Raw genomic sequence first — 13,725 nt, forward strand, 5'->3', positions numbered from 1 at the left:
TCTTTGGCTCTTTGAAAATCAAAAAAGCGGGCAAATGCCCGCTTTTCTTTACCGAACAGGGCCTTACTCTTCGGCCTTCTCAGCAAGGATCGTGGGCTCGTCTTCCCGATGCTCCGGGTGCGTCCAACTCGGCAAAAGATTTTTAGCCAATGTCTGGTTGGCAATGAAAGGGTACTTTTCTTCCAGGGCTTTCATATCTTCGGCATAGTTGTCGGTAATGCTTACCCCAAAAGTGCCATTGGAAAATCCGGCCACAGCCTGATCGATCAGGGGTATTACCTGGCCAGCTCTGGGCTGATCATCTTCTCGCGGCTTGATGATTGCGTTGATATTGCCAATGTAAACCACCTGATTCGCCGGCACGTCGATTTCATATTCGAACGGCAGATCCGCCATGGCATTCAGCAGCAGTGGGACCTGACGCATAAAGCGCGCCAGTTTCAACTTGGCCTTACCCGGCTCTACGGCCATGCTGATGAAGTACTCTTTACCACCTTTATCAAGGTCAGCCACGAGGGTGGGCTTCGTAAACGAAAAGTCTTTTTCGTTTTGATTTACGAAAACCGCCAGCAGGTTAGGCTGGTGACTGGGCTTGTTATCATTACGAATTGAGAGCTTTCCAACGAGGATACTTTTTTGCGAAGTGTCAACCTCGGTGACTTTATCGTTCAGCGGCATTTTGCTTACGCTGGCACAACCAGCAAAGACAACCATCGTTAGCAACAAAGCGATTCGAGCGATAATTTTCATATTTTATTCCAATATTTTTATAGGTATTCATGGAATATTTACTTGTTGCGAAATTACTAGAGCGCTAACTAGCTATATTCCATAGACATGTGTCCGCAAACCAGGTTTGCGGACACCCCCTGTCATGGCGAAAGCAAGATCAATTTAGCGGTACTAATTGAGCTTTCGCTTCTTCAGTCAACTGGTGTACTGATGCAATTTTCAAGGAATCAAGACCGGTAGCTGCGGTAACCGGCTGAAGGGACACATTCGCTGTTTCAGGCAGCTTCCACATGGCACCTGTTGCCGGATCGACGATCAGCATACCGATCAGGCCACCCAGCAAAATATTACCGATATACCAGCCGTCCATTCCAGCGCGCAGCTGGAAACTCTGCTCCTGAAACCCTGCCATCTGGAACTTAACGGTGTAGTTGGCGGAAGAAAAGAATCCGTCGGAAGCTGAGAGGGTAATGGTGTCGGGTGTAATACCGCTGTGTACATCGAAGCCAGATTCATTCATTACAACAAAATTGGCCCCTGCGGGATTACTGCTGATCGTTACTGGATAATTACTATCGCTCACGATGCTCGCACAACCCGATACCAGCCCCAGCCCTACAATGGCTACCCCTAAAGTCAACTTATTCAGCATGTTGAAACCTTGAAACTATTTTTGTGATTGTGTACGCCGTCGGATTACTTCACCGCCAGCGGCGCGGACGCTTATCACGTAAATCAACATGCGGGAGCAAAACCAGATTACACGCCATTACACCATAAGCGATGAACGATTCGTCTGTAATACTAGTTAGTGCCTTTCGAAATCAATCGCCTGAATACAGTTCTCCAAAAAAGTCCCCTCGGTTCCAGCGCGGCTTGTTATCCCCATCCGCAACCTCCCGCGCGATCGCGTAATTCACCTCCGCAAACTGCTCCGCAGCGATGTAGTTGATCTGTTGGTCGGCTTCGTCACTGGGCTGATGATAGCGGGTGCGCAGGAATTCAACCTGGGCCTGGGTACCGTCGATATTCGGGTCGATGGCCTCGCGGCCGGTAATCAGGTAAATCGCCGGCACGCCCTGGCGTACGAAACTGTAGTGGTCACTGCGCACGAAAATCACCTGCTCCGGCATTGGATCCGGGCTCAATTTCAGACCGAGTCGTTCGGCGGCACGGGCGGCGGTTTTACCCAGACTGGAATGCTCCGCACCGAAGGCGATCACATCCCGGAACGGATACAGCAGCATGGGCATGTCGAGATTGATGTTTGCCACTATCGCTTTCGGCGGTACCGGTGGGTGCTGGGCAAAATAGTCGGAGCCGAGCAACCCCTCTTCCTCGGCGGTCACTGCCACAAACAGAATTGAGCGGCGGGGCGCGTGGCCTGATTCGGCAAACAGTCTTGCCACCTCCAGCATCACCGCAATACCGGCGGCATTGTCCTGGGCGCCGTTATTAATTTGGTCAGAACTTGTCTTGTCGTGCTGACCTTCCTGGCTGGCGATAGCATGGCCACCCCCAGTCACGCCGATGTGATCGAGGTGCGCGGAAAAGATCACGTACTCATCTTTTAGTTTCGGGTCAGTGCCCGGCAACAGTCCCACCACATTAGGGCTGATAATCTTGCGGTGCTCGGCGCTGCTGGTTAGCGTCGCGCTATAGGGCAGCGAAAACCCCTTGGGTATTACCCCGTTTTCCATTTCGGTAAACACGGTGTCCAGGCTTCGAGGTGCCCCCATAAACAGCTGCTTTGCCGCCGGAATATCCAGTACCACTCCGGGGTGCATACCCGGAATGGCATTACCCGGTATGTCGTCGGCGCGCAGCCAGTCAAAGCTGGGGTCGTTTATGTGTTCGACAGAACGAGCGAACGGGCGGCGGGCTTCGCGGGCCGGGGTGTTTAGGCTGATATAGCCCACAGCCCCGTGTCGGGCAGCAGTCTCACGCTTACTGCGACCTGAGGCGTAGTGTGCGCCCACTTCATTTGGCATCTTTGCGGGGCGGCCATCGAGGAGCACGACGATCTTTCCCTGCACATCCAGTCCTGCGTAATCATCGATCCCATATTCCGGTGCCTCGATACCGTAACCGACAAACACCAGGCCGGCGGAGGTCGCGGTGTCTTCGCCAATGGTGGGAGGCGATGCATGAAAGTCCTCTCCCAGTTCGAAGGTAATATCGCCGTCGCGCCCGTGCAGCATCAGCGTTGCCCGATGTTCACCCCAGCGCGCCTCGCGAAAAGGCACCGGCTGATAATAATCACTTCCGGTGATCGACTGCAGCCCGAGCGCGGCAAACCGGGTGGCGACGTAGTCGGCAGCCTGCCTGTAACCCTCGGAGCCAGTCTGGCGCCCCGCGAGTGCGTCGGCAGACAGGTAATCCACGTCCGCACGCATCTTCTGTATATCCGCGGTGGGTATCGGCAGCAGCCCGCGAAGGTTGCTACAGGAACTGATACCGGCGCCAATCAGCATCGCGAGGATCGCTGCCGCAAAGGTGCGGCCGGCCAAGGTTTTTATTCTCATTCAGGGCTCGTCAGGATCGTTATTTCAGATTATTGGTTCAGATTGATCGAGGTTCTGCACGAGCTTATCACGGACATCGCGCTCCACACCGGCGATTGGCGGGCATCAATGGCGTGGGGCAAGTCTCATAAAGCTGCTGGCAACGGCGTTCTCTGCCAGTTCGTGGGCGCGATCTGCACAAAAATCTCCGTGCCCCCCCAACAGGTGGAAAAACGGTAGATTCAAAAGACGTTGGAAGTCTGCCGCCAGCCAGCGCTGGTTATTTTCATGATCCGGTGTAGCGCGACGGCACCAGGCCGGTGCCACTTGCATACCCTGGTGCACGCCGCTCAGGCGCAGCATCCACTTGCCGGCCCAGCTGCATCCGGTCCATCCGCTCCAGAACTGCAGTGCATCACACGTGAGCAAAAGCCCCCCGGACAACGGAAGCAACAAGGCGGCCTCCGGTACCTGGCTGTTACTGAACTCGAACACTTGGCCACCGGTAACCGGGCAAGCGCCACCTTCCGCGAGAAGCTGGTCTGCGGGGGGCAGGGGGTAATGATCGGAGTGCGCCTGGCGCCAGAAGAAGACGTTAAAGCGATCGCGATAGTAGAGGTCGTCGCAGCCATGGTAGTAACCAAGCCGCACGGCCTGGCGCACGCGGCCGAGTTCACACAGCCGCTCTTCTTCGAGCCTGCGCAACCGCACCGGGTTCACCAGTAACAAGTCGTCGCCGCTGCGCACTATGCCCATATTGCGGTTGACCACCACCCGTGGGGCTATACGGGCGGTGCCGCGCACCACAAAAAAATCCGGCAGCACCTGATGGATGTGGCCGTGTGGTAGAGGTGCCGGGTAGGCAATATGCATGGTCTCGGGAGGCTCCTTAGCGGCGCTCCCTGCCGGTATCTGTTCTCTTCGAGAGTTAAGCCTGCTGCGCTTGTCAGCTGTACTGCAGGCGGTTGCTGATGCCGTACAGAACCTGCATGGCCTGGGCGGCATCGTGCTCGCTCACCAGCAAGTGTTCGTGATGGCGTGCGGACACCACATTGGCCTGAATACCGGTATCCGCCAGCTCGCGCACGATGGTGGCACTCAGGCCCGGGACCTGCAGACAGGCGGAATACTGCAGGGTGATCTGGCGGTAGCCACCCTCATCCGGCAGTGACTCGCGCTCAGCAACCGCTTTCGGCAACAGGGCGCAGATACCCTCGCGCTCGCGGAATACACACAAACACTCCCGAAGCAGCGTCTGCAATTGGGCTTCTTCCAGCTGGCACATCACCAGCTGCTCTCGGTTCAGAATCGGGGTCATACGCTGGAGTAGCTGGTCGATTTTTACCTGGGCATTCATGATGATTTTGTCTCCAGTCTGGTAAGGGAATCGCTCAATTCTGGCGACGCTCTCTCGGCGATCTTTTCGGTTTTGTGGATTTATCTTTCACGCGCGCTTTCGCCGAGTTTTTGCGTTGCTGCGGTGATTTGCCCTTTGGTTCTTTGGGGGCCGGGCCGAACTCTTCACCTTCAAATTCGGGTTCCCCCTCCACCGGCGAGGTATCGACCAGATCCTCTTTTACCTCGGCTTCCATGTCCCAGCGATCCAGCGCGATGTCGATATCCTTCTCGATGTCCATGCGCGGGAATTTTGGGCAGGGCGCATCTTTTCCCGGGTTATGCCAACCGGACAAAGGGGCGACAAACACCACCAGGGATTTGTGCAGGTAATTGCGGCCGATACTGGCTTCGGTCCAGGTGGTCTGCCAGGCGTACTTGCCCTTGACCGCGTAATCGCTTTCGTAGGACTTGAGGGTGAGAAAATAGGGATACAAACGGCCGCCGCGACACACAATCCGACGCTCGGTCTTGATATTGGCCATCTGGGTAAAGGGGTCGAAGTACCAGCGGATATCGTATCCGTAGGCGAACTTCATTTTGTCGCCGTGCCGGCTAAAGGCGTAAGAGCGGCCAGTGCCGTCTTTGTTCAGGCTCCACACGTGTTGTGCTTCGCCGTCCCTGGAAATCAACCAATTGCCCACCCACTGCTCGGCCTTGAGGCGTGACTCCGTGCTCCAGCCCGGGTATTGGGCGTCCTCGCTGATTTCGGTTTTGTCTTCGACGGTTGGCTTTGCCGGGCGCTTGTCATCGGCTTCCGCATGCAGGCAGAAACCGACTATAGCGGCGATTCCCGCCCACAATACGGGCCTTAACAATCCTGTGGGAATAAAGCGTTGCTGCTTCACGGCTCGTCTCCGCTTGCGCTTTATTCGTCCCTGAAAGGCTGGCCACTGAACGGAATTGGCCCTGCTGGAATCAACTCCAGGGCAATCCCGAGCTGTTCGACCACTGGGTGCTAGATCCGGCACCGTTTTCACTGGCAAGGCTGCGCTCTCAGCTGCCTGTTGAGGCAGTCTGCTGGCGTTCCTTGCTCTCACTGTCGTAGAGATTTGGGCACTCGGCGCCGTGGTTGGGGGTTTCCCAGTTGGGCAGGCGGCGCTGGAAGGCCAGTATGCCGCCGTTGTGCTGGCGCCAGTGACGACCGTCGATCACGTTGAAGTCTAAGGTGACCGGGCTCCAACCGGTAAATTGCGCGTACACCATGCCGCTATTGCAGTGCAGTGTTCCGCCAGTGCGGATGCGCACGGTGTCACCCTCGATGCGCCATGAGATGGCAAATCCGTGGGTGAGCTGGCCGTCCTTGCGAAAGCCGTGGGCAAACCCGGTGCCATCGGACTTGAGCTGCCACACCAGCTGCTCATCCCCCTGCCCCACGACCAGCCAGTTTCCCGCCCACTGGCGGGCGCTGGCCTGATCCCGGGTCTGTTCCTGGGCGGAGGCAATCACGGGCACAAGGAAAAACACCACAAGCACCAGGGCGTAGGCCTGTAGCAGGGAAAGGAAAACAGGATGGAAGGACAACTGACGCAACAACTTCATGCGGCACTCTTCTCTGTTGGGTTCAACGACTGGCGGTTATTTGATCAACCTAATTAAAAGCCTAGTCGTAAATCTCAACAGTGGCAGCGGAAGCGACAAATTTCTTTGATTTCGCGCCAGAGCACACTAAGAGTTCGGTTTTTTGCGCGGCCGGCGCAACCCGTACCACAGCAGGGCCCCAACACAGATGGCGGCGAAGAAAAGTAGCACCGCCAGAAAATAGATGGCGCTGCCTGTAGACGGCTGCAATTGCTCCCGCGCCCGCACAACATTGGCTTGCAGACGCTGGAATTTATCGATGACTTCGTTGCTGGGCGCACGGTCGAGGATGGACTGGCGCAGTTCCTGCCACTGCTGATCCAGCTGTGCGGTGAGCGCCGGGTCGCGCTCGACCAGTTTTGGCCGAGCCATTGCGTAGCCGTCGCGCAGGCCAAGCATCAGCTGATGGTAGGCACTGGCGGTATCCCCGCCGCGGTAAGCGTTCTGGGCAAGGTAAAGAAGACCGGCAGCCCGCGCCAGCGGGTGTTGCAGGTGTGCAGTTTCCTGTGGGTGAGCGCGCCACCACATCAGCGCATCACGGGCTTCCGGGGGCAGCTCCGCCGGGCGCAGAATGGCGGCGCCCGGAAGCCCCACCAGCGCCGGGAACTCCTGGGCACGCTTCTGCTCCGGGGCAATGTCGGGGGCTGCAAACCCGGCCACCAAGACGGCCAAAGCCCAGCGTTCGCGGCTGCTCAGGTCACCATCCACGGCATTGTCGTGGGCGTCGCTGCGCGTCGGTTCCAGAACGTTGTAAAAGTCATACAGGCTTAAGTTGGCCATGCGCGCCGGGTCATTCAGTTTCCGCTCAGCCTGGGGAGCGTCGCCCTGCTCTCCGTGACAGTGTTGGCAGCGATCCTGATACAGGGCCCGCGCTTCGCAGGGCGGAGGCAACGGCTCCGCCGGTGAGCGCGGTAACTGGTAAAGCGCGGCGAAGCGGTCCGCTGCCCCGTTGGCGCGCTGGCGCACCTCCGCGGCGGGTGCTCGCTTGTCGATAGCGCCGGCGAGGGCTCGCAGATTGTCCTGTAGCTGGGTACGTCCGGGTCTATCCGGAAGCTTTTCCAACAGTGACGTCGCCACCTGAACATTGCCCTGTTGCGCGCGATACAGGCTGCGGTCACGGATCTCACCTGAGTCCACGGCCTCTGCGTAATCCACGGCGACAAAAGAAAGCAGGTTGACCGCCCGCGCAGCTGTGTCGCGGTTTTCCTGGTCGACGCTCGGTTGTGCCCACGTCAGCGCACTCACCCAGCAAAGGGCAAGGACGAGCGAGAACATACGAAACAGGCACGGCGCTTTTCTTGGCATTTTGGCAGTGGCGGAAATTTTTGCGGTATCCCGTTTTAGCCTAGCAGTACCCTGGGCGATGCAAGCCACAGGACAGTACCCAAGGCCAAACCCGGTGGGGTGCCAATCGTCATTACAAACCGACGGGCATAAAAAAACCCCGCGTGGGCGGGGTTTCTTGGCCGGGCTAGATCAGCCCTTTTCGGCGCGCTCTTTCTCGATCAGGAAGTCCACCACGTCCAGCATCAGCTGCTGGCCATTGGATTTACCTTTGAGGCCGGGCAGTGAAGTGCTGACACGGTACTTGCCGGCGACAACCATTTCCGGGGTACCGCTCAGGTTGTACGCGCGCTGCTTTGCCTGGCCCTGCTTTACCTTGCTGTTGATGGCAAAGGAGTTGAGCAGCTTGACGGCTTTCTCACCATCAGCACCGTTGTCGGTGAAGATCGCAGCAATCGCGGCATCGTCCGGATTCCAGTTGCGGCCGTCGCGGTCTGCGAACATTTTGCGCTGCTGGGCGATGGCACCAAAGATGGGGTCGTGGACCTTGTCCAGCGCACCCAGGGCATCTGCCACGTAGAACATACGCGCGTGCACTTCCATCACGGGCTGCCAGATAGCGGGGATCTTCTTAAGGGCCACATCGGCGGGCATGGTTTTCTGCCATTTTTTCAGCGGCGCCTCGAAGTGGTAGCAGTGGCCACAGCCGTACCAGAAGAGTTCGGTCACCTCGATCTTGCTATCGTCGTCCTGAGCGACGGCCTGCGGCAGCACTTCGTAGTGCTGGCCTGCTTTGAATTTCCCTGGGGTATCCTGGGCGCAGGCTGCAAGGCTCAGCAGCATGGTAAACAGGGCGACAACAGCTCTCATGGGACTTACTCCAAACTCTTATTCTGGGTGACGGGGGCTTTTCGCTCCCCTGCAATTCGGGTGAATGGTATTTCGGGTTACCTGTCGCCCGGCTGAATATAGACCGCGGAAATTATTGAAGTTCCGCAAGCCGGGCGCAACCCGGGTGCGGCGGCCGGAAGCAAAAGGCCGGTCAAAGACCGGCCTTTTGTGAACTGGCTCGCGCACCGAGCGGTCGGCAGGGGCCGTTCTTGCTTGATCTGGGCTGCCGAAACTCGGTCAGGCGTGCCGTTACTCGGTCAAGCCTGCAGTTACTCGGTCAAGCCTGCAACGTAATTGGCCACCGCCTTGATCTCAGCGTCAGACAGCTGTCGGGCAACCGTGCGCATGGTGCGAGCATCGCCATCGTTGGCACGGGTACCGGTGCGGAAAGCCTTCAGCTGCTTTTCCACATACTCGGCGTACTGGCCGGACAGACGCGGATAGCCCGCCGGCGCATTGCCCTGGCCGGTGGGAGAGTGGCAACCCATGCAGGCCGGAACGCCGCTGGAAGCGTTGCCCGCGCGGTAGATCTTGCGGCCGAGCTCCAGTCCGTCGACGTTATCGCCGTTGTTCAGCATCACCGAGAAGGCCTCGGAACCGGAGATCTGGATATTCTGCGAGGCGAAGAACGCCGCGATGTCTTCCAGGTCCTGGTCATTCATGTTGTCCAGCATACCGGTCATTTCGGGCACCACACGGTCACCATTCTTGACGTCGTGCATCTGCTTGAGCAGGTATTTTTCGCCGAGACCGGCGAGTTTTGGGAAGGTCGGTGCCGGGCTGTTGCCGTCCGCACCGTGGCAAGCAACACACATCGCTGCCTTGGTTTGCCCCGCACTGGCGTCACCGGCGGCATACCCTACCTGGGCAAACGCCACCATCCCCAAAGCCAGAGCGGCCTTTTTTATAATGCTGTTCATACGTCGTCCTGTTGCGCGCTGAAATTGTGCATCCGATCTACGTTGCTGGCGGCAAACCATACGCCCGGCAGCCATCAGCGACGTTAAAACCGCGGCATTATATACTTGCGCGCCATCTGAGTGTACCGGGAAGACTCATGTCTGAATCCAATGTAGAACGAATCAATTTCCGCCGTGCGGAATTTTTAATCAGCGCACCAACTCTGGCGGAGTGTCCGGAGGATTCCGGGGCAGAGGTGGCCTTTGCCGGCCGCTCCAATGCCGGCAAGTCCAGCGCCATCAACGCGCTTACCGGCAACGGTAAGCTGGCGCGCACCTCCAAGACACCGGGGCGCACCCAGCTGATCAATTTCTTCCGCCTGAGTGAGCAGCAGCGCCTGGTGGACCTGCCCGGCTACGGCTATGCCAAGGTAGCGCGCTCCATGAAAGACGAGTGGCAGCGGCACCTCGCCTCCTATCTGGAGCAGCGCCAGTGCCTCAAGGGCCTGGTACTGCTGATGGATATCCGCCAGCCACTAAAGGAATTCGACCTGCAGATGCTGAGCTGGGCGGTAAAGTCGGGCCTGCCGACCCACATTTTGCTGACCAAGGCAGACAAGCTGAAGAACGGCCCTGCCAACAACGCGCGCTTTGCCGTGGAAAAGGAATTGAAGGCGCTGGAACTGGACCGCAATGTCACAGTGCAGACCTTCTCCGCACCCAAGCGCAAGGGACTGGAAAAGCTGGAGGCGCGATTGAACCAGTGGTTGTCGCTGGCACCGCCCGTCGCGCCCCAGGACGGCGAAGATGTCAGCGGCGATGAAGGTGACAACCACGTTGCGGGCGACGAGCAGTAAGTAACCGCTCACACTCTCGCGCGGGGGTGCCAGTGCTCTTGCGATAGGCCGTGTATCAAGGTGCAAAATAAGCCGCCAGATTTGAGCTAGACTGGAAGTATCCGCGGTGAAAAACCCGCCTATCCAGTGCCACCAGGGTTAGCCGCAGGTGGCCGGATGTGCGTGCGGTGAGCCGGGCAGAGAAAAGCCCAAAATGAAGGCAAAAAAAAGCCGGCAGATTGCAGCTGCCGGCTAGGGGTCAGTGCCCTTGGGGATGGGCACTTGGGGAACACGCCCAGGGGGACGGGCGTGCCCTTGGGTTCTCACCCAAATTCCACTGCATCCGATGCGTTTCCTTCAATACAAAGACTAAGCTGGGCCGCCAGGGTTCCCCACTGTATTTTCTTCGCGTTGCTTTCCGTTACTCGGATAGGGGAAATGTATCCCACATACCTCACGGGATGGGACATTAAATTCTGTTATTGAGACTTTATTCCCTGCCCAAGTCTAAATTTTTCCTGATTCGAGCAATTTGCCATCAGCGGTGATTAATCCTCGATCAATCACCATCGATGTGATTATTGGCATCTGGGCGAAATTTGGACAAAAAAAAGCCCCGACGGGGGTAGCTTCGGGGCGAGGGGCTTCTGACTAAGCTTTGGGGGATGATGTTGCAATCCAACGATCTTGCTTAGTTAGAGAGCCCCCTGTTCGGGTAGTTCCGCGAGTTCGCGAAAATTTTAAAAAAATTTTTCTCAGTGCGCCTCGTCCCAGTTAATACCCTCACCGAGATCCGCGATCAGCGGCACATCGAGATCCGCAGCGGCCTGCATCAGCTCCGGTATTCGCTTGACCACCAGATCCCGCTCATCCGCCGGCACTTCCAGCACCAGTTCATCGTGCACCTGCATGATCAGCCGCGAACTGAGCTGTTCTTCCCGCAGCCAGGCGTCCACCGCAATCATCGCGCGCTTGATGATATCCGCCGCGGTGCCCTGCATTGGAGCATTGATCGCGGTGCGCTCGGCGGCCTGCCGCTGCATGCCGTTACGGGAGTTGATCTCCGGCAGGTACAGCCGGCGGCCGAACAGGGTTTCCACATAGCCTTTATCCGCGGCCTGCTTGCGGGTGTTTTCCATATACTGGAGCACGCCTGGGTAGCGCTCGAAATAGCGGTCGATATAGGTCTGAGCATCCGCGCGGGGAATGTCCAGCTGCTTGGCGAGGCCAAAAGCGCTCATGCCGTAGATCAGGCCGAAGTTGATCGCCTTGGCACGTCGGCGCTGTTCATCGCTGACCTCTTCCAGCGGCACCTCGAACACTTCCGCAGCCGTCGCGCGGTGAATATCTTCACCGTGGGCGAAGGCATCCAGTAGGCCCTTGTCCCCGGACAGGTGCGCCATGATGCGCAGCTCGATTTGTGAGTAGTCCGCAGCGACGATCACACTGCCTCCGTTGATGCGCGGGTCGGCCACAAATGCCTGGCGGATGCGGCGGCCCTCTTCGGTGCGGATCGGGATGTTCTGCAGATTGGGGTCACTGGAAGACAGGCGCCCGGTGGCCGCCACCGCCTGGTGGTAAGAGGTATGCACGCGGCCAGTGGTCGGATCGATCATCAGCGGCAGCTTGTCGGTGTAGGTATTTTTCAGCTTAGCCATGCCCCGGTACTGCATGATCAGCGCCGGCAGCTTGTGCGACAGCGCCAGCTCCTGCAGTACGGGCTCTGCAGTAGAAGGCGCGCCCTTGGGGGTTTTCTTGATCACCGGGATTTCCAGTTTTTCAAACAGGATGGTGCCCAGCTGCTTGGTGGATCCGAGATTAAACTCCTCCCCCGCTTCCTCGTACGCCTGCTGTTCCAGCTCACGCATTTTCTGCTCGAGCTCACCGGATTGCGCTTTCAGCATGGCCGCATCGATGTAGGCACCGTTGCGCTCGATACGGGTAAGCACTGGCACCAGCGGCATTTCGATTTCGTCGAGGACTTTTTCCAGGCTGGGTTCCTTGGCCAGGCGACCGCTCAGTTCCCGATGCAGGCGCAGGGTGATGTCCGCGTCCTCCGCCGCATAGGGGCCCGCCTTGTCCAGCTCGATCTGGTTAAAGGTGAGTTGCTTGGCGCCCTTGCCGGCGATGTCCTCGAACTTGACCGTGGATTCGCCCAGATATTTCTGCGCAAGGCTGTCCATATCGTGGCGGCTCGCGGTGCTGTTCAGCACGTAGGATTCCAGCATGGTATCGCGGGCGATGCCGCGCAGTTCGATATCGTAGTTGGCGAGAATGTGGCTGTCGTACTTCAGGTTCTGGCCGACTTTCTTGATCTTGTTGTTTTCCAGCAGCGGTCTCAGCTTTGTCAGCGCGGTGTCGAAGTCGACCTGCGCCGGCGCTCCCATATAGTCGTGGGCCAGCGGCAAGTAGGCGGCCTCCCCCGCTTCCACCGCAAAACTCACGCCCACCAGCTTGGCCTGCATATAGTTGAGGCTGGTGGTTTCCGTGTCGAAGGCAAATATGTCCGCGCTTTTCAGCTTTTCCAGCCAGTTATCCAGCGTTTTTTCATCGAGAATAATGCTGTAGTTGCGCTCCACGGCCAGCGCTTCCGCCGCAGAATCCGCGTCTTCGCTACCGCCCAGCTCGTCGACCCAACTGCGGAATTCCAGCTCGCTAAACATCTCGCGCAGCTTGTCGGTATCCGGTTCGCTGTTGGCCAGTGACTCCGGCTTGTAGTCCATATCCACATCGGTCTTGATGGTCGCGAGTACGTAGGACATGTCGGCCGCGTCCTTGTGCTCTTCCATTTTCTTGGCCAGGGTCTTGGAACCGCGGAAACCGAGCGGTGCGATGGCATCCAGGTCCGCGTAAATATCCTTCAAACTGCCGATGCCCTGCAGCAGTGCCAGAGCGGTTTTTTCCCCGACGCCGGGAACACCAGGAATGTTGTCGGCCTTGTCCCCCATCAGGGCAAGAAAGTCGATGATCAGCTCCGGGCCCACCCCGAACTTTTCCTTCACCCCATCCACGTCCAGCACGGTATTCGACATGGTATTGACCAGGGTCACACCGGGGCGGACCAGTTGGGCCATGTCCTTGTCGCCGGTGGAGATAATCACGTCGATGCCCTTGTCCGCCGCCTGCAGCGCCAGGGTGCCAATGACGTCGTCCGCCTCTACCCCATCGATTACCAGCCGCGGCAGGCCCATGGCGTCGATGATGTCGTGGATCGGCTGAATCTGTGCGCGCAGGTCGTCCGGCATGGGCGGGCGGTGGGATTTGTACTCTTCGAACAGCTCGTCGCGGAAAGTCTTTCCCTTGGCGTCGAACACGACCACTACCGGACTATCCGGATGCTCCTTAAGGTGCTTGCGCAGCATGGATATGACCCCGCGCACAGCACCGGTGGGCTGGCCTTTGCTCGTGGCCAGCGGTGGCAGGGCATGAAACGCGCGATACAGGTAGGAGGAGCCGTCCACCAGAATCAGTGGCGCGGAAGCAGTCGTGTCTTTACTCATAAACAGTAGGAAGCCAGGTTTCAATTTCAGATCTTTGGTTGGGCGACAGGATAACCGCGATCGAATCTTTTGGCTCCCTCTGGCAGCTTGTTCTCGTCGACAC

General features: G+C 58.1%; 12 protein-coding genes. 1 reads left to right on the top strand and 11 read right to left on the bottom strand.

Going from position 1 to position 13,725, the window contains the following annotated elements; all coding sequences use genetic code 11:
* Positions 1-63: 63 nt before the first annotated feature.
* From LC059_RS07630 to LC059_RS07675, 10 genes are all read right to left on the bottom strand, one after another.
* Positions 64-750: a hypothetical protein gene (locus tag LC059_RS07630; RefSeq protein ID WP_226703252.1), complete on the bottom strand. Its 687-nt coding sequence runs from the start codon at positions 748-750 to the stop codon at positions 64-66.
* Positions 751-889: 139 nt separating this feature from the next.
* Positions 890-1,384: a hypothetical protein gene (locus LC059_RS07635; protein WP_226703253.1), complete on the bottom strand. Its 495-nt coding sequence runs from the start codon at positions 1,382-1,384 to the stop codon at positions 890-892.
* A gap of 172 nt (positions 1,385-1,556) precedes the next feature.
* The gene (locus LC059_RS07640; protein WP_226703254.1) at positions 1,557-3,257 is read right to left on the bottom strand and encodes a M28 family metallopeptidase; all 1,701 of its coding nucleotides are present in this window, start codon (positions 3,255-3,257) and stop codon (positions 1,557-1,559) included.
* 105 nt (positions 3,258-3,362) lie between these two features.
* Entirely contained in the window at positions 3,363-4,109 is a 747-nt protein-coding gene (locus LC059_RS07645; RefSeq protein ID WP_226703255.1) for a hypothetical protein, read from the bottom strand.
* A 73-nt stretch (positions 4,110-4,182) separates the two neighbouring features.
* The gene (locus tag LC059_RS07650) at positions 4,183-4,593 is read right to left on the bottom strand and encodes an ACT domain-containing protein (protein ID WP_226703256.1); all 411 of its coding nucleotides are present in this window, start codon (positions 4,591-4,593) and stop codon (positions 4,183-4,185) included.
* Positions 4,594-4,627: 34 nt separating this feature from the next.
* Entirely contained in the window at positions 4,628-5,479 is an 852-nt protein-coding gene (locus tag LC059_RS07655; RefSeq protein WP_226703257.1) for a hypothetical protein, read from the bottom strand.
* A 148-nt stretch (positions 5,480-5,627) separates the two neighbouring features.
* Positions 5,628-6,173, bottom strand: a complete 546-nt coding sequence (locus LC059_RS07660; RefSeq protein ID WP_226703258.1) for a hypothetical protein — start codon at positions 6,171-6,173, stop codon at positions 5,628-5,630.
* Between the two features lie 126 nt (positions 6,174-6,299).
* The gene (locus LC059_RS07665) at positions 6,300-7,487 is read right to left on the bottom strand and encodes a hypothetical protein (RefSeq protein WP_226703259.1); all 1,188 of its coding nucleotides are present in this window, start codon (positions 7,485-7,487) and stop codon (positions 6,300-6,302) included.
* Between the two features lie 201 nt (positions 7,488-7,688).
* A complete protein-coding gene (locus tag LC059_RS07670) occupies positions 7,689-8,366 on the bottom strand; it encodes a thiol:disulfide interchange protein DsbA/DsbL (RefSeq protein WP_226703260.1) in 678 nt (225 codons plus the stop codon).
* 290 nt (positions 8,367-8,656) lie between these two features.
* A complete protein-coding gene (locus LC059_RS07675; RefSeq protein WP_226703261.1) occupies positions 8,657-9,307 on the bottom strand; it encodes a c-type cytochrome in 651 nt (216 codons plus the stop codon).
* Positions 9,308-9,444: 137 nt separating this feature from the next.
* Between LC059_RS07675 and yihA the strand changes: the two genes are divergently transcribed.
* Positions 9,445-10,143, top strand: coding sequence for a ribosome biogenesis GTP-binding protein YihA/YsxC (gene yihA / locus LC059_RS07680; protein ID WP_226703262.1), 699 nt, complete (start codon positions 9,445-9,447; stop codon positions 10,141-10,143).
* A 734-nt stretch (positions 10,144-10,877) separates the two neighbouring features.
* Here yihA and polA read toward each other — a convergent pair.
* The gene (gene polA / locus LC059_RS07685; protein WP_226703263.1) at positions 10,878-13,622 is read right to left on the bottom strand and encodes a DNA polymerase I; all 2,745 of its coding nucleotides are present in this window, start codon (positions 13,620-13,622) and stop codon (positions 10,878-10,880) included.
* Positions 13,623-13,725 lie beyond the last annotated feature (103 nt).

The organism is Microbulbifer elongatus (assembly GCF_020524885.1).
GTDB lineage: Bacteria > Pseudomonadota > Gammaproteobacteria > Pseudomonadales > Cellvibrionaceae > Microbulbifer > Microbulbifer elongatus_A.